General features: G+C 72.2%; 14 protein-coding genes. 5 read left to right on the top strand and 9 right to left on the bottom strand.

Annotated features, from left to right (window positions below; all coding sequences use genetic code 11):
• Positions 1–3: 3 nt before the first annotated feature.
• On the top strand, positions 4–1,290 hold the full coding sequence (locus tag BBK14_RS27375) for an ABC transporter substrate-binding protein (protein ID WP_241831882.1): 1,287 nt from the start codon (positions 4–6) through the stop codon (positions 1,288–1,290).
• A gap of 183 nt (positions 1,291–1,473) precedes the next feature.
• Here BBK14_RS27375 and BBK14_RS27370 read toward each other — a convergent pair whose 3' ends face one another.
• Genes BBK14_RS27370 through BBK14_RS27355 form a run of 4 tightly spaced genes read right to left on the bottom strand, consistent with a single transcriptional unit; the run spans position 1,474 to position 6,733 of the window.
• The gene (locus BBK14_RS27370) at positions 1,474–2,109 is read right to left on the bottom strand and encodes a GTP-binding protein (protein ID WP_071066110.1); all 636 of its coding nucleotides are present in this window, start codon (positions 2,107–2,109) and stop codon (positions 1,474–1,476) included.
• Complete coding sequence (locus BBK14_RS27365; protein WP_006541596.1) at positions 2,051–2,410, bottom strand: DUF742 domain-containing protein; 360 nt, start codon at positions 2,408–2,410, stop codon at positions 2,051–2,053. The genes BBK14_RS27370 and BBK14_RS27365 overlap by 59 nt, the downstream gene beginning before the upstream one ends.
• Before the next feature lie 25 nt (positions 2,411–2,435).
• On the bottom strand, positions 2,436–2,858 hold the full coding sequence (locus tag BBK14_RS27360; protein ID WP_020463433.1) for a roadblock/LC7 domain-containing protein: 423 nt from the start codon (positions 2,856–2,858) through the stop codon (positions 2,436–2,438).
• The gene (locus tag BBK14_RS27355; RefSeq protein ID WP_071066108.1) at positions 2,855–6,733 is read right to left on the bottom strand and encodes a sensor histidine kinase; all 3,879 of its coding nucleotides are present in this window, start codon (positions 6,731–6,733) and stop codon (positions 2,855–2,857) included. Before BBK14_RS27355 ends, BBK14_RS27360 begins: the two co-directional genes overlap by 4 nt.
• Positions 6,734–7,207: 474 nt before the next feature.
• Here BBK14_RS27355 and guaA point away from each other — a divergent pair, with 474 nt between their 5' ends.
• From guaA to pcrA, 3 genes are all read left to right on the top strand, one after another.
• The gene (guaA, locus tag BBK14_RS27350; RefSeq protein WP_071066107.1) at positions 7,208–8,812 is read left to right on the top strand and encodes a glutamine-hydrolyzing GMP synthase; all 1,605 of its coding nucleotides are present in this window, start codon (positions 7,208–7,210) and stop codon (positions 8,810–8,812) included.
• 923 nt (positions 8,813–9,735) lie between these two features.
• Positions 9,736–11,175 (top strand): pyridoxal-phosphate dependent enzyme, encoded by a 1,440-nt coding sequence (locus BBK14_RS27345; RefSeq protein WP_071066106.1) that lies wholly within the window; start codon positions 9,736–9,738, stop codon positions 11,173–11,175.
• Positions 11,176–11,348: 173 nt separating this feature from the next.
• Positions 11,349–13,940, top strand: coding sequence for a DNA helicase PcrA (pcrA, locus tag BBK14_RS27340; protein ID WP_071066105.1), 2,592 nt, complete (start codon positions 11,349–11,351; stop codon positions 13,938–13,940).
• Positions 13,941–13,983: 43 nt separating this feature from the next.
• Here the strand turns inward: pcrA and BBK14_RS41445 are convergent, their stop codons facing one another.
• Positions 13,984–14,352, bottom strand: coding sequence for an FAD-dependent monooxygenase (locus BBK14_RS41445; protein ID WP_275078519.1), 369 nt, complete (start codon positions 14,350–14,352; stop codon positions 13,984–13,986).
• Positions 14,319–14,951: a Rossmann-fold NAD(P)-binding domain-containing protein gene (locus tag BBK14_RS41440; protein WP_275078518.1), complete on the bottom strand. Its 633-nt coding sequence runs from the start codon at positions 14,949–14,951 to the stop codon at positions 14,319–14,321. The genes BBK14_RS41445 and BBK14_RS41440 overlap by 34 nt, the downstream gene beginning before the upstream one ends.
• 70 nt (positions 14,952–15,021) lie before the next feature.
• Here BBK14_RS41440 and BBK14_RS27330 point away from each other — a divergent pair, with 70 nt between their 5' ends.
• A complete protein-coding gene (locus BBK14_RS27330; RefSeq protein WP_071066104.1) occupies positions 15,022–15,687 on the top strand; it encodes a TetR/AcrR family transcriptional regulator in 666 nt (221 codons plus the stop codon).
• A 39-nt stretch (positions 15,688–15,726) separates the two neighbouring features.
• Here the strand turns inward: BBK14_RS27330 and BBK14_RS27325 are convergent, their stop codons facing one another.
• From BBK14_RS27325 to BBK14_RS27315, 3 genes are all read right to left on the bottom strand, one after another.
• Positions 15,727–16,581 (bottom strand): M23 family metallopeptidase, encoded by an 855-nt coding sequence (locus BBK14_RS27325; RefSeq protein ID WP_020463426.1) that lies wholly within the window; start codon positions 16,579–16,581, stop codon positions 15,727–15,729.
• Positions 16,582–16,691: 110 nt separating this feature from the next.
• Entirely contained in the window at positions 16,692–17,633 is a 942-nt protein-coding gene (locus BBK14_RS27320; RefSeq protein ID WP_071066103.1) for a lipase family alpha/beta hydrolase, read from the bottom strand.
• Entirely contained in the window at positions 17,620–19,197 is a 1,578-nt protein-coding gene (locus tag BBK14_RS27315) for a carboxyl transferase domain-containing protein (RefSeq protein ID WP_071066102.1), read from the bottom strand. Before BBK14_RS27315 ends, BBK14_RS27320 begins: the two co-directional genes overlap by 14 nt.
• Positions 19,198–19,481 lie beyond the last annotated feature (284 nt).

The following is a 19,481-nucleotide window of genomic DNA, read 5'->3' as shown; positions in this document are numbered from 1 at the left end:
CTGGTGGATCGCCGCGGCCTGCTGAAGGCCGCCGTCGCGGCGCCCGCCACGAGCCTGCTGGCGGCCTGCGGGGGCGGTGGCTCCGGTGGTTCCGGCGCACGCTCGGTGCGCATCGGCATGGTCAGCCCGCGCACGGGCTCGCTGCGGCTCTATTCCGAGGTCGACGCGCATGTCGTCGAGACAATGCGCACGATCTTCAAGGACGGCATCCGGGTCGGCCGGAGCACCCTGCCGGCGGAGATCTTCGTTCGGGACGGCCAGTCCGACCGCAACCGGGCCGCGGCCGCCGCGACCGACCTCATCTTCACCGACCAGGTGGATGTCGTCCTGGTCGGCGGCACCTCGGACAACGCCAACCCGGTGTCCGACGCGTGCGAGGCCAACGGCGTCCCGTGTATCTCCACCGAGGCTCCGTGGGAGTCGTGGTTCTACGGGCGCGGCGGCAACGCCCAGGCGCCGTTCTCCTGGACCTACCACTTCTACTGGGGCATGGGCGACCTGCGGGGCGCCTACACGACCATGTGGGGGCAGCTGGACGTACCCCGCGTGGTCGCCCTGCTGCTTCCCAATGACCAGGACGGCGTCACCTTCTCCAACGGCGTGTTCGGCCTGCCCGCGCTGGCCCAGGCCGGCTTCCAGATACTTTCCGACGTCCCGCCCTATTCGGTCGGTGAACGTGACTTCAGTGCACAGGTCCAGAAGATCATCGATAACGACGTGGAGATCGTCGCGGGTGTACCCAATCCGGACGACTTCGCCGTGTTCTGGCGGACGCTGAACGACCGGAACTACCTCCCGAAGGCCGTCACCATGTCGAAGGCGCTGGCCTTCGAGCGGGACGTGGAGAACCTCGGTGCGACCGCGAACGGTTTCACCACCGAGGTCAGCTGGTCGCCGAAGCACCAGTTCCGCAGCTACCTCACGAACCGCACTGCGGAGGAGCTGGCCAGCGAGTACGTCGACCAGACAGGACGGCCCTGGGCCCCGTCCCTGGGCTTCACCCACGCACTGTACGAGGTGCTGGCCCAGGCGCTGGTGAACGTCGACTCCATCGACAACGCGCGCGGTATCGCCGACGCCATCGCCCGGGTGAAGGCGAACACGATCGTGGGCACCGTCACCTTCGGTGGGGCCCAGAACGTCCCCAAGAACGTGGGGAGCATCCCGCTGGTGGGCGGCCAGTGGCGTCAGCAGAACAACACCTTCAACCTGCGCGTCGTCGCCAACAACGGCAGCAACATCGCGCCCGACGGGCCGGTCGAGGACCTGCAGACGGTGCAGAACCGCTGATCCGAGGTACGAAACAGGGCCGGGGCCGGGAACGGCGGCCCCGGCCCCCGGTGGCGGAAGCGGAGGTATCCGGAGCCGGTAGCGGCGCGGGACAGTCCGGAAAAGCCAAAGGCGTGGGGGGTGCTCCGGTTTCGGAGCACCCCCCACGCCTTTCCGACCGGGAGATCCCGGAACGGCGATGCCTCAGGTCCGCGCCGCCGCGCGGGACATCGTGTGCTCGACGACGGCGATCAGCGCGCTCTTCGTGGAGTCGCGGTTACGGGCGTCGCAGGTGATGATCGGGACGGCCTGGTTGATCTGCAGGGCCTCGCGGACATCCTCGATCGAGTGGCGCAGGATCCCGTCGAAGCAGTTCACGCCGACGACGAACGGCAGCTGACGCTGCTCGAAGTAGTCGACCGCCGCGAAGCAGTCCGCCAGCCGTCGGGTGTCCGCCAGTACGATCGCGCCGATGGCACCGCGCACGATGTCGTCCCACATGAACCAGAACCGGTACTGCCCGGGCGTGCCGAACAGGTACAGGATCAGGTCCTCGTCCAGCGAGACGCGGCCGAAGTCCATGGCGACCGTCGTGGTGGTCTTGTCCACGAGGTGGGTGAGGTCGTCGACGTGCGCGCCGGCCTCGGTCATGACGGCCTCGGTGCGCAGCGGGACGATCTCGGACACGGAGCCCACGAACGTCGTCTTGCCGGCGCCGAATCCGCCCGCCACCACGATCTTCACCGAGGTCGTGGCGACGGCGGAGTTGACCCGTCTGTGGTCAGAGCTTTCGAAGGCCRCTGAGAACCCTTTCGAGCAACGCGAGATCCGGTGCCTCATCGCGGTCCGGCTGCTGGTGGACGCGGACGAAGCCTTCGTCCGCCATGTCGCCTACCAGGACGCGGGCGACTCCGAGAGGCACCCTCAGACCGGCGGCGATCTCGGCGATGGATCGCACCTGCCGGCACATGGCGGCGATGGTCTGCTGCTCCAGGTTGAGGCTTAGCGCCCGCTCCTCGCCGAGCGGTGTCGTGAAAACGAGTGCCTCGATGGCGAGCTCGTAACGTGACCGAGTCCGCCCGCCGGTCATCGCATAGGGGCGGACGACCGGTCCGGGCGCATTCTCGGGATCGATGCTCACCCTGACTCCCTGGACCTACCCATGTTCACCGCGGAAGCGTTCCCTGCAGCTCGGCTCGCAGAGCCGGTGTGAGGACGTCCTTGGCACGGGTGACGAGCAGTGCCATCTCGTAACCGACCAGTCCGATGTCGCAGGACGGTGCGGCGAGTACCGCCATGCTGGCCCCGTCGCTGATGGCCATGATGAAAAGGAATCCGAGCTCCATCTCCACGACGGTCTGGGTGACGGCGCCGGCCTCGAAGACCCGGGCGGCTCCGCCGGTGAGGCTCACCAGCCCGGAGGCCACCGCGGCGAGCTGGTCGGCGCGGTCGCGGGGGAATCCGTCCGAGACCGCCAGCAGCAGTCCGTCGGCGGAGACCACCACGGTGTGGGCGACGCCCGGAACCCGGTCGACAAAGTTATTGATCAACCAGTTGAGGTTCTGGGCTTCGGAACTCACGGGTGTCACCGTTCCTCCTGCGCGTCACGTCGGGGGTTCCTCGTGGTGTCCGTTCCGACATCACGTCCCTGCCGCACGCCCTGGTAGAAGCTGGCGAGCCGACCACCGACAACCTCTGGGGAGCGTGTCGTCGGCTCTACTGGGGGACGCCGGCTAGCCGCTGGTTCGGCGCTGCCGGGCACGAGATGGGTCATGGGAACTCGAACCGGAAGTCCGGACCGTGTGGTGCCGCCGGCGCTGGGCTGCCGGAGCTGCTCCGCGGCCTTCCAGCCGGCATCGCCGGCGGACGACCAGGAGCCCTCCGGCGACTGCCCTCCGGCGACCACAGGCTGCGGTCCTGTTTGCGGAGCCTGCCGCGGTGCCTGCGCCGCGCCGGCCGGAACCGGTGCCCCTGGGAGCGGAGCGCCGAGACCGGGACGGCGGATCCCCCGCGCGGGGGACTCGACGACCGGTTCCCCCCGGGCCGGTGTACGCGGTATCGCGGGAGGCTGCGTGGTGCGGTGCACCGGCGCCGACGGCTGGGGCCGCTGGGGCAGTGGCGTGACCTGGTGGATGGGCTGCTGCGCGGGCGGAGCCTGCCGGGTCGCCGGCGGCTRCTGCCCGGCGCCCTGGGCCCGTACCGGGCCGCGGGTGGGTCGCTGCCCACGCCGCTCACCCTGCCCGTTCGCCGAGCCGTTCGAGGGCGCCGGCGACCTGCGCTGGAACCACGCCGAGACGGAGTCGAAGATCGGCGTGGTGTCGACGTCCTCGCCCTGCTCGGCGGCGGCCAGCTCGCCGGTGTCCTCGGCCTGAGGCTGGACGGGCCGCTCGAGGGGGCCCGTCTCCCTGGGCGTGCGGAACGCGGCGGCCAGGTTGGGGCCGGTCCGCGGGAAGGGCCCGGTCTGGTCGGGACCGGGCCGGGTGGGCGCCCGGTTGAACACCCCGCCCGGCCGGGAGAGCGCGTCCGTCTCCGGCTCGGCGTACATCGAGGTCGGGCCGGTCGGCGGGCCGACCTGCGCCGAGTACTCGTCCTGCTCCGCCTGGGCGTCGGGCAGGAGGTACCCGCCGGTGTCGGCGCGCTCCGGCTCGGGCTCGTCGCCCTCGCCGCCGCGGCCGATCGCCATCGGGTAGGTGTACGGGTGCTCCCCGGTGTGCGGGTCGACGTCGTTCTGGCCGTCCAGGCGCTGGGGCAGCGGGCCCGAGTCGAACGCCTCGAGCGCGAACTCGGCGGAGTCCTCGGGACCGGTCTGGCCCTGGGTCGGGAACGGGCCGCTCTCCTCGCGCCGGGACTGCCCCGACCCGTTGAGCATGCGCTCGTCGGGGCCGTCGCCGGGGTGGTGCCCGTTGCGGGCGGGCCCGTCCGCCTGGCCCCCGCCTCCACCGAACAGGGACACGGGGCCGCTGTCGGGGGAGCCTCCGGAGGATGGTCCCTGCCCGAAGCCCTGACCCTGCCCGAAGCCCTGCCTCTGCCCGAAGGCCTGCCCGAGGCCCTGACCCTGGCCGAACCCGGAGCCCTGCCCGAGGCCCTGACCCTGGCCGAACCCGGAGCCCTGCCCGGGACCCTGGCCGAAGCCCTGCCCGAACCCGGGACCCGTCCCGGTGCCGTTGCTGCCCGGCGCCAGCGAGGATCCGCCGGCGGCGGCGGACGCGGCCGGGTCGACCGTGGGACTGAAGTTGGTGGTCGGCAGGCCACTCCCTGCGCCGTTGCGGTCGCTGCCGCGGGGCAGGGCGAGCCCGCTGGAGCCGCCGCGGGCGACGGCCTCCCGGCCACCGGGCTGGCCGCCCGGCCCTCCACTGCCCGGCCCGCCACTGCCCGGCCCGATCGCCGCGGCCGGGCGGGGGGCGCTGGGGATCGCGCCGCCGTCGCCCGTGACCAGCTTCGCGGGCAGCCGGACGACCGCGGTGATACCGCCGGACGCCGACTCGCGGAGCTGGACGCGGATCCCGTGCCGGCCGGCCAGGCGACCGACGGCGAACAGACCCATGGTCCGGGAGACCGAGACGTCGACGATCGGCGGGTTCGCGAGCCGGTCGTTGACCCGCTCGAGCTCCTTGGCCGGCATGCCGATGCCCTGGTCCTCGATCTCGATCATCGCGCCGGCACCCGGGCCCAGCGAGTGGCTGGACACCATGACATCGGTGACCGGTGGCGAGTAGGAGGTGGCGTTCTCGAGCAGCTCGGCGATCAGGTGGACGACGTCGCTGACACCGCTGCCGGCGATGGACACCGAGGCCGCCCCGGTCTGCTTGACCCGGGTGTACTGCTCGACCTCGGAGATCGCGGCCAGGACGACCTCGTTGACCGGGACGGGGTGCGTCCAGCGGCGGGCGGTGTCGGTGCCGGCGAGGACCAGCAGGGACTCGTTGTTCCGCCGCATACGGGTGGCGAGGTGGTCGAGCTTGAACAGGTTCGCCAGCTGATCCGGGTCCTGCTCGCGGTTCTCCAGGTCGTCGATCAGGCGGAGCTGCCGTTCGACGAGGCCCTGGCTTCGGCGGGAGAGGTTCACGAACATCGCGTTGACGTTGTTCCGCAGGACGGCCTGCTCGGACGCGAGCCGGACCGCCTCGCGGTGGACCGCGTCGAAGGCCCGCGCGACTTCGCCGATCTCCTCGTCGGAGTCGATACCGATCGGTTCGACGTCGTCCGAGATGTCCTGATCGCTGGAATCTCGCAGCCGGCGGACCGCCTCGGGCAGTCGCCGGCCGGCGACGTCGAGGGCCGCGGTCCGCAGCGCGAGCAGTGGCCGGACCAGCGAGCGGGCGACGACCACGGCGGCGAGCAGGGCGCTGGCGAGGATGACGACGATCAGCAGACCGGACAGGAGCGCGCCGCGCTGGATCTGGCCGCGCAGCTCGCCGACCCGGTCGTCGGTGATACCCAGCAGGCTGCCGGTGACCTCGGTGCCGAGGTCGATCGTCTCCTTGGTGGCACGCAGCCACTTCTCGGAGTCGATGACCTCCAGGGGCTGCCCGACGGGAGCGTTGAGGACCTGCTCCGTGTACAGAGCGGTGTTCTCGATGTCGTTGTTCTCGTCGGAGTTCAGCTTGTCCCGGTAAATGGTGAGCTCGGCGGGAGTCGCGTCTTCCTCGAACGATCGGAGCAGTTCCACGCGCTGTGAGTAGGTGCTCAGGAACTCTCGGTAGTCCTCGGTGGTGAATGGACGCCCACTGATCGCCACTCCGTGTACCAGTGCCTGCTCCACGGCGAGTTCCTCGTTCGCCCGGACGAGATGGTCCGTGGCGGTGACGCTCGTGAGGAGTTGCTGGTCGTCGTTGCCCTGAGGGATCCGGACGACGAGATCGATCAACGAGTCGATGAGGGGTTTGTAGACCGCCCGCACCGAGCTCGGGTCCACCATCCGCACGGAGGCCTGGCGCAGCGAGTCCAGGCGGCTCAGCCGGTTGTCGGCCGCCTCCAGAGCCTCCCGGACCTCGGGGCCGAACGACTCCACGCGCCCCTTGGTGACGTTCTGGTAGGCGGTGTAGGCGTCGTTCACCGCCGCCCGCCGGGACTCGACCGCGGGCAGCGACCCGGTGCGGGCCACGAGGCCCGTGGTGAACGTGCGCTCCTGCTGCAGGGAGTAGACCAGCGTGGACGCCGACCTGCTGATCTCGATCAGATCCCGTACCCGGTTCACGTCACGGGTGCTGGTCAGCACCGATGCCGCCTGGATCGACGAGTTGACCAGGATGGCCACGATCGGCACGGCGAGAATGGCGATCAGCTTGGTGCGCACCCGCCAGTTGGTGGGGTCGGTCACCGCATGACGAAGACTCCGACCACCGGACCGCTCGGGCCGGGGCGGCGTCGGGGGCCGGTCGTCGTGGTGGCCCTCGTCTTCCACGGACGAACCAGCCGCCGTCATCGGCGGCCGGTCTGCGGCCATGCCCGTGCTGCTGGCCATCGGTTGTCTGCGCACGTACCTTCGCAACCTCTCCGCCAGCCTCCCGGAACAGGGTCGTACCAGGATGGCTCGGTATCGGGCCCGGATGTCCCTCACAACGCACCTTAGCGGTACGTACTGAGCACCCGAAAGGCGCCCACCGTACGCCCGTTGTCGGGCTGAGGCCAGTTGTGGGCGGTTTGCGCCGAGTTAGTCACGGATGACCTCCTCGGTGAGCACTGTCGGTCGGTCTGTCCATCGTCATCAGTGACGTTCAAGGAGCCTTAACGATGGCATCTGGGGGTTCATCGCGTTCGGTGGCCCGTTCGATCGATCGAACGGTTCGTCCGATCGAACGGTTCGTCGGTTCGGCGGCCGTTCGTCAGCGGGTTCGTCAGCGGTTCGCCGCGATGGCCGAAGGCGGCCCCAATGGGGGGCGAGTGCACGGCCATGCCGCCTGACGCTCGGGTCCACCGTCCTCCGTAGGCTTGATGGGTGAACGAGTCACCTCGCGCCAGCTATGGCTCCACCGGCGCACATCCCGGTTACGATCCGGTTCTCGTGATCGACTTCGGCGCCCAGTACGCCCAGTTGATCGCTCGGCGCGTTCGCGAGTGCCATGTGTACTCGGAGATCGTCCCGTGGGATATGCCGGTAGCCGAGATCCTGGCCCGGCGCCCGGCCGCGCTCATCCTCTCTGGCGGGCCGAAGTCCGTCTACTCCCCGGGTGCCCCCCGGGTCGACCCCGCGCTGTTCGCCGCCGGGGTGCCCGTCCTGGGCATCTGCTACGGCCACCAGGTGATGGCGCAGGCGCTGGACGGCACGGTCGCCCGCACCGGCACCGCCGAGTACGGAGCCACCCGGCTGCGGGTGGCCGACCCCGGGGTGCTCTTCGACGGCCTCCCCACCAGCCAGCAGGTCTGGATGTCGCACGGCGACTCGGTGACCGCCGCGCCCCCCGGTTTCCGGGTGACCGCGTCGACGCCGTCCACCCCGGTCGCGGCGTTCGAGGACCCCACCCGCAGGCTCTACGGCGTGCAGTTCCACCCCGAGGTCGTGCACAGCGAGCGCGGGATGGACGTCCTGCGGCACTTCCTGCTGGTCGGCGCGGGCTGCCGGCCGTCCTGGACGATGATCAACATCGTCGAGGAGGCCGTGACCGCGGTGCGGGCACAGGTCGGCAACGGCCGGCTGATCTGCGGCCTGTCCGGCGGGGTCGATTCGGCGGTGGCCGCCGCGCTGGTGCAGCGAGCCGTCGGTGACACCCTGACCTGCGTGTTCGTCGACCACGGGCTGTTGCGGGCGGGCGAGGCGGAACAGGTCGAACGCGACTTCGTCGCCTCCACCGGCGTCGACCTCGTCCACGTGAAGGCGGCGGACCGCTTCGCCTCCGCGCTGGCCGGGGTGACGGATCCGGAGCAGAAGCGGAAGATCATCGGTCGGGAGTTCATCCGCGTCTTCGAGGAGTCCGCGCGTGAGCTCGACGCCCGCGCGGAGGCGGAGGGAACGCACATCGGTTTCCTCGTCCAGGGCACTCTCTACCCGGACGTCATCGAGTCCGGCTCGCCCACCGCCGCCAAGATCAAGTCCCATCACAATGTCGGCGGGCTGCCGGACGACCTGCAGTTCGACCTGGTCGAGCCGCTGCGCACCCTGTTCAAGGACGAGGTCCGCCGGCTCGGCGAGGAGCTCGGCCTGCCCGAGGACATCGTCTGGCGCCAGCCGTTCCCGGGCCCGGGGCTGGCCGTCCGCATCATCGGTGAGGTCACCCCCGAGCGGCTCGAGATCGTCCGGGCCGCCGACGCGGTCGTCCGAGACGAGATCCGCCGGGCGGGGCTCGACCGGGAGATCTGGCAGGTCTTCGCCGTGCTGCTGGCGGACGTCCGGTCGGTCGGCGTCCAGGGCGACGAGCGGACCTACGGCTTCCCGGTGGTGCTGCGCGCGGTGACCAGCGAGGACGCGATGACCGCCGACTGGGCTCGGCTGCCCTACGACCTGCTGGAACGCATCAGCAACCGGGTCGTCAACGAGGTTGGGCAGGTCAACCGGGTCGTCTACGACATCACCTCGAAGCCGCCGGGCACGATCGAGTGGGAGTAGCCCCCCACGGGTGAGGCTGGCGCCGCGGCCGCGGCGCCATGCCGTGCCGTGCTACGGGCCGTCCGCGCTACGGGGCGGGCGGCCCGGCCGGCGTCCGTCGTCGGCCGTCCGCCAGGGCGTCAGCCGCCTGCCGGAGCGTCCGCCGGGACGTCCTACCAGGCTCTCCGTCGCCCGTCGGGGTGGCGTTGCGTGATTCGTGTCCGGGTATTGCCGTCAAATGGTGTCGGGTGCTGATTCGCCTCCTGGGGAATCGCGTCAGCCACCCGTCGGAAAGTTGCCAGTGCCTGCGCGGGGCGGGTCGTATTGCGCCCGCCGGCGGTTGTCCGCGCACGCCGGCGCCCTTCCCGTGGACCGGCCCGGCGGCATCGAGATGCGCCGCCCGTTCCGGGCGGACATGTCGCCACATCTGGTCGGACTTCGCGCTCCCGCATCTCGCCAGACGCCATTCGCCGCCGTTCCCGGCGGCACCGCGCCGGTGACTTCCCGGGCGACTTCCGTACCCGTCGAGATCTCTTGCGAGACATTCTTGTTGGCGGGTTGTGGGCTGTACGTCTTGTTTGTGGAGCAAAAAGACGGCGAATGCTGCCCGAATCGGGGCATTTAGGGTGTTCCCGTGCGCGGTTGACGGGTCGTCGGCGCCGCGCCCGTCGGTGATCTCCCCGGCGCCGCGGACCGTGGAAGCCGGGCGGCCGGTGCGCCCGCACACCTGCCGCTGCGGTGGTTCCCCGGTGGAGGGGCCGGTTTGACTACGCCCGAGCCGCGGAGCACGCTGGATGAGTGCCGCAGCACCTCATGGTGATTACGTAGGCGCGTGACCGTCCTCGAACGGGTCGCGCGCCCAGCCCTTCCGCCCTACGGCGGGGGGCTTTTTTGTTTGCCGCGGCCACAGCGAGGTGGCCGCCGAGCCACCCAGGAGATCTTCGATGACATCACCATCCGTGAGCGGGCCCTCGGCCACCGGCGCCTCGCCGTCCCGGGTGGGCGACACGGCTGACGCTGACGACACGGGAGATCGCGAGGCCGTGGCAGCTCCGGCCGTAACTCCGGTCACCCCGGCCGCCGCCCGGGTCGGAGCGCGGCCGGGGCTGCTGCGGCCAGGCAGCGCGCGCAGGGCGTCCACGCGACGTACGTTCGGCCCCCGAGCGGCCGCGTCCGGCCGGGAAGCAGGATGCCGCCCAGGCAACGGCACCCCGCTGCCGCCCGATGCCACGGTGCCGGCAGGAACGCTGGCTGCTGAGGCGCTGGCTGCAGAGGCGCTGTCGGTCGGCGCGCTGGCGGTCGACGTCGCCGACGTGGTGGCCGCCGCCGACGGGCTGCGGGGGGTCGCCCGGCGCACCCGGGTCGTGGCCGACGCCGACCTGACCCGGCTCACCGGCTCGCCGGTCTGGCTCAAGTGCGAACACGAGCAGCACACCGGTTCGTTCAAGCTGCGCGGCGCATATCACCGGATCGCGGTCGCTGGCCCGCACGCCCGCGAGCGGGGGGTCGTGGCCGCGAGCGCGGGTAACCACGCGCAGGGCGTCGCCTTCGCCGCGGCCCGGTTCGGCGTCGAAGCGACGATCTTCGTGCCGGAGAGCGCCAACCCGTCGAAGGTCGCCAGCACCCGGCGTTGGGGCGCCCGGGTCGAGTACGTCCCGGGCGGGGTCGACGCGGCGCTCGCGGCGGCGGCCGCGTTCGCGAACGAGGGCGGCCGGCTGCTGGTCCATCCCTTCGACGACGCCGCCGTCATCGCCGGGCAGGGGACGATCGGGCTGGAACTGCTCGAGCAGGTCCCGAACCTCGCCACCGTCATCGTCGGAGTCGGCGGTGGTGGTCTCCTGTGTGGCCTTGCCGTAGCGATCAAGGGCCTGCGCCCGGACGTCCGCGTCATCGGCGTCCAGTCCGCCGCCGCGCCGGCCTTCGCCACATCCTTCCGCGCCGGTCGCCGCGTCACGGTGCCCCCGGGCAGCGCCGGCACGACGGAGACGGTCGGCCAGCCGGGAACCGCCGCCGGCACCATCGCCGACGGGATGGCCGTGGCCGCGCCCGGGCGGCTCACCCTCGAGCTCGCCACCCGTCTCGTCGACGACGTCGTCACGGTCGACGAGAGTGCGTTCTGGGAGGCGATGGTCCTGCTGCGCCGGGCGGGCCAGCGGGTGGAGCCCGCGGGCGCGGCGGGTGTCGCCGCGTTGCTGCGGACCCCCCGGCTCGCGGTCGGGCCCACCGCGGTGGTGATCTCCGGCGGCAACCTTGACCCGGCCGTCGACGCCAGGGTCGCCGCACTCGCCGGCGCCGGTGCTCTCAGCGCTGCCGGTACCGGCAGCGTCGGTGGCGACCCGGCCGGCTCGGCCGGCTCGGCCGCGGGCCGTCGAACGGTTGCCTGACCGCCCGCGGCGCCGACCGGCGGGCCTGTGCCCGGAGGTTGGGGCAGGCGAGACCCGGCCGCGAGGGCTCGGGCGGGGCATGGAAGTGTCGGACCCGCCCGGCAGCATGGCGTGGCGGTCGGCGTGGCCGCGGCGCCGGGTGGTTGGCCCGTCGAACGTACGATCGAGGTCTGATGAGCACTCTTTTCGACGACACCTTCGGCACCGGGGCTCTGGTCGACGGCGGTGCCCCGGCCGGCTCCGGCGACGACCACGAGCCGCACGGTGATCTTCCCGGTGGCGGTCGGGCGTCCCGTGGGGCCTTCGGCCCGGCGGTGCTCGAGCAGGGCGGCGCCACCCGCGCCCGGGCGCCCAGGCTCGACCCGGACGAGCTGCTCGAGGGGCTCAACCCGCAGCAGCGTGCCGCGGTGGTGCATGCCGGCTCGCCGTTGCTGGTCGTCGCGGGTGCCGGGTCCGGCAAGACCCGCGTGCTCACGCACCGGATCGCGTACCTGCTCGCGGCGCGCGGCGCGCGGCCCGGCGAGATCCTCGCGATCACCTTCACCAACAAGGCCGCCGGCGAGATGAAGGAGCGCGTCGAGGCGATCGTGGGCGGCCGCGCCCGGGCGATGTGGGTGAGCACCTTCCACTCCGCCTGCGTGCGCATCCTGCGCTCGGAGGCGAGCCGGCTTGGCTTCGGCTCCTCCTTCTCGATCTACGACGCGGCGGACGCCCAGCGCCTCATCACGCTGGTCACCAGGGATCTCGACCTCGATCCGAAGCGGCACACGGCCCGTGGGCTCGCCGCGGCGATCAGTGCGCTGAAGAACGAGCTGGTCGACTGGGAGACGGCCCGGGACAGGGCCACGAACCACATCGAGCGCACGGTCGCCGAGGTCTACGCCGCCTACCAGCAGCGCCTGACCCAGGCGAACGCGCTGGACTTCGACGACCTGATCATGACCACGGTCAACCTGCTACAGGCGTTCCCGGACGTCGCCGAGCACTACAGGCGCCGGTTCCGCCACGTCCTGGTGGACGAGTACCAGGACACCAACCACGCCCAGTACGTGCTCATCCGTGAGCTCGTGGGCCGCTCGGCGTCCTCGGCTGACGAGCCGGCTGCGGGCTCCGGCGAGGCTGTGTACTCCGGCGGTTCCGCGGAGCCCGACGGTTCCTCGGAGTACGGCGGTTCCGCTGAGCCCGACGGGGCGGGGTGGCCCGCGAAGGCGGTGCCGCCGTCGGGTGCCGTTCCGCCCGCGGAGCTGTGTGTCGTCGGTGACGCGGACCAGTCGATCTACGCCTTCCGTGGCGCGAACATCCGCAACATCGTCGAGTTCGAGCAGGACTTCCCGAACGCGGCGGTCATCCTGCTGGAGCAGAACTACCGCTCCACGCAGACGATCCTCTCCGCGGCGAACGCGGTCATCGCCCGCAACGCCCAGCGCAAGCCCAAGCGCCTGTGGTCGGACGCCGGTGACGGCGAGCGGATCGTCGGCTTCGTCGCCGACAACGAGCACGACGAGGCCGCGTTCGTCGCGGAGGAGATCGACCGCCTCGGCGACGAGAACCTGGCCAGGCCGGCGGACGTCGCCGTCTTCTACCGGACGAACGCGCAGAGCCGCGTGTTCGAGGAGATCTTCATCCGGGTCGGCCTGCCGTACCGGGTCGTCGGCGGCGTCCGGTTCTACGAGCGCCGCGAGATCCGTGATCTTCTCGCCTACCTGCGGGTGCTGGTGAACCCGACGGACACGGTGAACCTGCGGCGCATCCTGAACGTTCCGCGGCGCGGCATCGGTGACCGCGCGGAGGCGATGGTCTCGGCCTTCGCCGAGCGGGAGCGGATCGCCTTCTCCGAGGCGCTCACCCGGGTGGACGAGGTACCCGGCGTGGCGACCAGGTCGGCCCGCTCGATCCGAGATTTCGTCGCCCTCCTGGAGGGCCTGCGCGAGCAGCTGCCCGCCGGCCCGCTGGCCGTGATCGAGGCGACGCTGGAACGGACGGGCTACCTCTCGGAGCTGGTCGCGGAGGACACCATCGAGGCACAGGGCCGGGTGGAGAACCTGCGCGAACTCGTCGGGGTCGTCCAGGAGTTCACCGAGCGGCGCCCGGACGGCACCCTCGCCGAGTTCCTGGAGCAGGTGGCGCTCGTCGCCGACGCCGACCAGATACCCGACGACGACGGCTCGGACGGCGTGGTCACGCTGATGACCCTGCACAGCGCGAAGGGCCTCGAGTTCCCCGTCGTGTTCCTGACCGGGCTCGAGGACGGCGTCTTCCCGCACATGCGCACGCTTGGTGACCCGACCGGGCTGGAGGAGGAGCGCCGGCTCGCCTACGTGGGCGTCACCCGGGCCCGTGCGAGGCTGTACCTCACCAGGTCCCAGGTACRCAGCGCCTGGGGGCAGCCGGCCTACAACCCRCCGTCCCGGTTCCTGGGGGAGGTGCCGGACTCGCTCGTGGAGTGGCGGCGGCTGCCCGAGCCTGCCCCGGCCGCGGGCGGTGGGCGGTTCTCCGGCGGTGGGTCGGCGGGCGCGGGCAACGGTTCCGGTGGGTCCGGCGGGAAGCTGCCGAGCTCCCCGTTCGGGGCGAAGCCCAGCCGCCCGGCGGCGCGTCCGATCATCGAGCTGACCCCCGGCGACCGTGTCACCCACGACACGTTCGGTCTCGGTGTGGTCGTCACGACGAGCGGGGTGGGGGACTCGCGCCAGGCCAAGGTCGACTTCGGCGCCGAGACCGGCACGAAGGACCTCCTCCTGCGCTACGCCCCGGTCGAGAAGCTCTAGCCCGGAGGTCTGGCGGCGCGGCGGCGTGGGGCGTGGGGCGAGGTCAGCCCGCGTCGGCTGTCGCCGACGCCGCGGTCGGCAGGGCACCGAGGTCGTAGTCGTAGAGCCAGCCGGTCGCCCGTTCGTACATCCGCGGGAAGACGATCGGCATGATCAGGTCACGCAGCCGGGCGGCCACCGGGCCCGCGGTCTTGGCATCGTGGTTCGCGATGGCGGCCTTCACCATTTTCCCGAGCCGGTCGCCGCGCAGCCGGTCGTAGACCGCCAGCGCGTCGCTCGTAGTGGTCCGCCGGCCGAGCTCCCGCGCGAGGACGACGGCGTCCTCCAGCGCCATCGACGCGCCCTGCCCGGCGCCCACCGGATGGGCCGCGTCGCCGATCAGGACGATCCGGCCGTCATGGTGACCACGCACGAGCGGCAGGGTGTGCAGGAGCGTGCCGCCGTGCACGCGGGTCGTCGCGCGCAGGACGGCGACGGCACGTGGAGGAAGGCACCCCGCCGTCCGAAGATCATGTTGAACGCGTCGGGTTCGATGTCGAGGCCGTGGGACTCGCCCGACACGGTGTAGAGCCCGGCGTACCCGGGTTCCGGCGCGGTGGGGTGCAGGAGCCGCCGGGTGGCGGACCAGATCCCGTCCGCGCCGACGATCAGGTCGGCGACGTCGCCGACGTGGAGCCGCTCGAGCGCGGTGGTGTCGAGTCGTTCGCCGGTGCGGATTCGCGCGCCCAGCCGCGCCGCCTCGGTGCGGAGCACGGAGACGAGGTCGGCGCGCATGAGGGTGACGCTGTGCAGGGGATCGCCCGAGCGGCGGCCGCGGGGCACGTCGCCGAGCAGCCGGCCACCACCGGACCACATCCGCTGCCGCTCGACGGCACGGCCCGCGGCCTGGACCGGGGGCAGGCAACCCAGCGCGTCCAGCGCGCGCAACCCGTTGGCGGCCAGGCTCACGAACGAGCCGACGGGGCCGGCCGGCTCCGCGTGCGCCTCGTATTTCGCTGAAGCACAACTCACTGAAACTTGTTTCAGTGAATGTTGGTTCAGTATGGTTGTCCGGGGCACGCGGGGTCAAGGAGGGTGCGACATGGGCGTTCGCAAGGAGCGGGCGGCACGGACCGAGGTCGCGCTGAAGGAGGCGGCCCGGCAGCTGTTCGTGGAACGCGGCTACCTCAACACCAAGATCACGGACATCACCGCCGTCGCGGGCCGCTCGGCGGGCTCGTTCTACGAGCACTTCAGTAGTAAGGAGAACCTGCTGCAGGCCCTGCTGGCCGACATGCACGGGCAGGCGGGCGAGGCGATGGCGGACGGGGCGATGCCGGGCGCGGGGGAGGAACCGGGGGATGGCACGGAGCATCCCCGCGAGCACGACCTCACCGACCGCGCGCAGATGCGTGCGCACCTGGCCGTGGCCTGGCGAGTGATGCGGGCCAACCTGCCGGTCGTGGTCGCGCTGTACGAGTCGGCCATCACCCGGGGGGTCCGGTCGGATGCCCTGTGGGAGCAGCTCGTCCAGGACACGGCCGTGCTGCGCGAGCACCTGGAGTACCTGCGGGACCGCGGCCACCGGCTGCCCGGCGAGCCGGTTCTCGTCGCCGCGGCGATGGGGGCGCTGCTGTCGACGCTGGCCTACGCCCTGCTTCCGTCGAACGAGGCCGGCTTCTCCGACGAGGAAGTCGTCGGCACGCTCACCGAGCTGTTGCTCGCCGGTGTGCGGGGCGAGTCGCCGGAGGCCGGTGACCCGAGCTAGCGGCTCGGCCTCGGCGACTCGGTCGCACCAGGCTCGGTCTCAGTAGTGGACGCCGTGACCGGCGAGCCAGGTCAGCGGGTCGACCTTCGTCCCGTACTGGCCGTTGAGGCGGACCTCGAAGTGCAGGTGCGGACCGGTGGACTTGCCGGTGTTGCCCTCCAGGCCGATCTGCTCGCCGGTGGCGACCTCCTGCCCGAGTCGCACGTCGATGCGCGACAGGTGGCCGTAGCTGGTCACCACGTTGTTCTCGTGCATGATCTGCACAAAATTGCCGTATCCCGACTCCCAGCCGGCGTAGATGACGGTGCCGCGGTGCGCCGCGTGGATCGGCGTCCCGTGCGCCGCGCCGAAGTCCACGCCGATGTGACGGTTGGCGCCGCCGAATCCCTGGGTGATCCGTGCCTCGATCGGGCGGACCCACCGGGCGGCCTCCAGCCGCTCGGTCTCGGCGGCGGTCGCCGCGGCGTGCTGGCTCAACGTGGCCGCGGCCTCGCGGGCCACGATCTGGTCGGTGACCTGCAGGTAGGCGCTCAGCCGGCGCTGGGCCTCGGCGGCCTCGCCGTCGGGGGCCCCGGCGGAGAGATCGTCCGTTCCGTCGGCGGAGATGACGTTGACCGTTCCCGGCGCGGTACCGCTCGGGCCGGCGGACGCGCCGAGCACAGTGCCGGTCGGTCGGATCTCGGGCGACGTGGAGGTCTCCGAGTGCGCCACCCCGGTACTGTTGATCATGACAAGCCCGATGGTGGACGCCACCGCGGTGGCGACACCCGTGCGCCGTAGCTGGACGGCGGTGAAACCCGATCTACCGAACGCGGACGAGTCCTGCTCGTCGGAGGATCCAGCATTCCGGCGGCGGCGTGCTCCGTGTTCGGATCTCGGGAACTGCGGTCGCATCAACACGCACTCCCATGGTCGCAAGGCATCCGCCGGACAAACCGGTCGGGGAGGGGGACCTCTAAACCGATGAGGAGGCTACACCGTGCGATTCGGACAGATACCCCTAGCTAGCCACAAAGATGTGGCACTTTCGTGGTGGTCTGTGACGGTTGGCGACCGCCGGCGGAGTCCGTGGCCAGCCTGCGGGCGATCATGTGCGCCACCCCGCTGCTGAACGGCAGGCCGTGGTGCCCCGCCCCCTCGACGACCACGTTCTCGGTCACCAGGTCGGGATGGGTGAGCGCCGCCTCGCCCGGGCGGACCACCGTGTCGAGGCCGCCGGCGACGGCGATGAAGCGGGTCCGGACGCCGGGAGCCGGCTCGACGAGCTCCCTCAGCAGCGGTGAACCGGGGCGAAGCTGGCTGACGAGCCGGTAGGAGACGGCCTTCGGAACCAGGCAGGCCAGCCGGGTGCCGTTGTGTGGCGTCGCCAGCGTGACCAGGGTCTGCACGTGGTCGCCGCCGCCGAGCCGCTGCACGTAGTAGCGGGCCACCAGGCCGCCGAGCGAGTGGGCGACGATGTGCACGCCGGTGTCGCCGTGGCGGCCGGCGACCTGCTCGACGGTCTCGGCGAGCTGCGCCGCGGCCGCCTGAACGCTCGTCGCGAACAGCGGGATGTCCACCGAGGTCACAGTCGTGAAGCCGCGGCGGCGCAGGGAGCGTTCCAGCCGGGCGAACACGGACCGGTTGTCGACGAGGCCGTGTACCAGCAGGATCGGCGTCCCGGCCGCCATCGGGTCGCCGATGAGCAGGCCGCGTTGCAATGGTGTCAGGCCGGCGAGCCGGTAGCGGTCGGCGAGTCCGTCGTCGTCGCGGCGCCGGCGCGGCAGTGCCGCGGCCGGGTAGAGCGCGGCGTGGGTGGCCAGGCAGGCGGCCTCGACCACGAGGCCCTTCACGCCGTCGAGCTGGGCGCCGCCGATTCGGGTGAACAGCCGAGTGCCGATGACCGTCCCCTTCGTGACGACCTGTCTCCCGTGGCAGGTTGGGTTAACGACGTTACAGAAAGCCACCCAATCCTGTCGACCATTTTGCCCTTCGTTGGCGAAGGCGGACATCACTGTCGCGCATCGTCAGCTCGGTCAGCACCTCGGTCACCCGGTGTGCCAGGCCGGGCGGACCGGTGTCGCGCGGCGCGAGGACGCCGTCGGCGAAACCCAGGCTGACCAGGTCCGACGGGCGCAGCCCCGCGGTGTCCGCGGCCTGCTCGACGCTGATCCGGAGCGTGGTGGCCGTGCCCTCGGGTGACAGCGCCGTGACGTAACTGTCCGGCGACATCAGGACCACATCGGTACAGCACGCCGCCAGCGCCCCACCCGAGCCGCCCTCACCGACGATCACGGAGAGCGTCGGCGACGCGCAGCCGAGCACCTCCGCCATCGCCGCGCCGATCTCGGCCGCGATGCCACCCGCCTCGGCCGCTGGCCCGCACTCCGCCCCCGGGGTGTCGACCAGCGTGACGAGTGGCAGGCCGAGCCGGCTGGCGAGGCCCGCGGCCCGCACGAGCAGCCGGTACCCGGCCGGCCCCGGCGCGCCGCCGCGTTCGACCGCCAGCGCGACCCCCACGGCGCGCGGCCCGAGCCCGCCTGCGCCGGGTTCACCGCCTGCGCCGGGTTCACCGTCGGTGACGGGCGTCCCGGCCAGCCGGCCGACCCGGGCGCGCACCGTGCGGTCCGGGCCGGTCAGGTCCACCCCGGCGGGGAACAGGCCGTCCAGGATGTCGCCCGCATGCCTGCGCTGGCCGGTGCGGGCGGCGAGGACCTGTTCCCACCCGCCGCGGGCCGGCGCCGGCCCACTTCCCGCCTGGCTGGCGTCGGCCCGGCTGGCGTCGGCCCGGCTGTTGTCGGCGATGCCGGCCCGGTCGCCGTCGGCGTCTGTCCTGGCGGGCGGGTCGGGTGTGCGCGCGGCGGGCAGGACACGGGCGGGAACGGCGACCGCGTCCAGCGCGCGCCGCAGCCACGAGGCGACGGCGGCTGGCGCGACGGCCGCGTCCACCAGCCCGGCGGCGTGGGCGGCCGCCGCCGTGTGGCTGGCGCCGGCCGGGGGAGCCTCGCCGGTGACCGCGGCCACCACCCGGGGCCCGGCGAACCCCACCGTCGCGCCCAGCACGGCGCACCGCAGATCGGCGCGGGAGCCCACGGTGACCCACATCCCGCCGGTGGTCGGCTGGTCCGAGACGGCGACATGGGGGAGGCCCGCCGCGGCGACCTCGGCGAGCGCGAGGGACACCCGGGCCAGCCCCACCAGCCCGGCCACGCCCTCCTGCAGCCGCGTCCCACCGCTGCGCACGAGTGACACCAGCGGAAGCCGCCCGGCGACGGCCGCGGCCGCCGCGTCCGCGAACGCGCCCGCGTCGGCCTCCCCGAAGCTGCCCCCGTTGACCGCGAAGTCCCAGACCGCGACAACGGCGTCCACGCCCTCGACCGGGCCGGTTCCCCACCACAGCGCGGGACGTCCGTCGTAGCCCGGCCAGCCGAGGCGGTTGGGCGCGCCGGCGACGGCGGGCCGGCGGATGACATCGGCCAGGACGGCGGCCCGCCAGTCCCGGGCCGTGGCGGTGGAATCGCGCTCAGCCATGCCTACAGATCCTCGCCGCGATCGGCTCCGGCAGTGCTGTGACGTGTGGGATCGCTCGTCCGCCCGCCCCCGGTCACCGTCGGCACGCCACGGCCGGCCGGTCTGCCCGTTCCCGCCGGGGTCCTGAATCGTCCGGCGCCGGCACGCCGTCCCGCGGCCGGGGCGCCGCAGGTGGGATGCCGCGGCTGGGATGAGGCGGGCGAGGCAGGCTCGGAAATCGTCCTGGACGCCGGCAGGGTGCGGTTACGTTGTCGCCCGCTGTCGCTGACCCGTCGGCCGTGCGT

Origin of the sequence: Parafrankia soli (assembly GCF_001854695.1) — a bacterium.
Classification (GTDB): domain Bacteria; phylum Actinomycetota; class Actinomycetes; order Frankiales; family Frankiaceae; genus Parafrankia; species Parafrankia soli.
This window is presented reverse-complemented; position numbering and strand designations above follow the sequence as displayed.

Bases quoted from the DNA above. Each gene is read 5' to 3' on its own strand.
- BBK14_RS27345 (WP_071066106.1), top strand. From the start codon at position 9,736: ATGACATCACCATCCGTGAGCGGGCCCTCGGCCACCGGCGCCTCGCCG.
- BBK14_RS27325 (WP_020463426.1), bottom strand. From the start codon at position 16,581: ATGCGACCGCAGTTCCCGAGATCCGAACACGGAGCACGCCGCCGCCGG.
- BBK14_RS27330 (WP_071066104.1), top strand. From the start codon at position 15,022: ATGGGCGTTCGCAAGGAGCGGGCGGCACGGACCGAGGTCGCGCTGAAG.
- BBK14_RS27315 (WP_071066102.1), bottom strand. From the start codon at position 19,197: ATGGCTGAGCGCGATTCCACCGCCACGGCCCGGGACTGGCGGGCCGCC.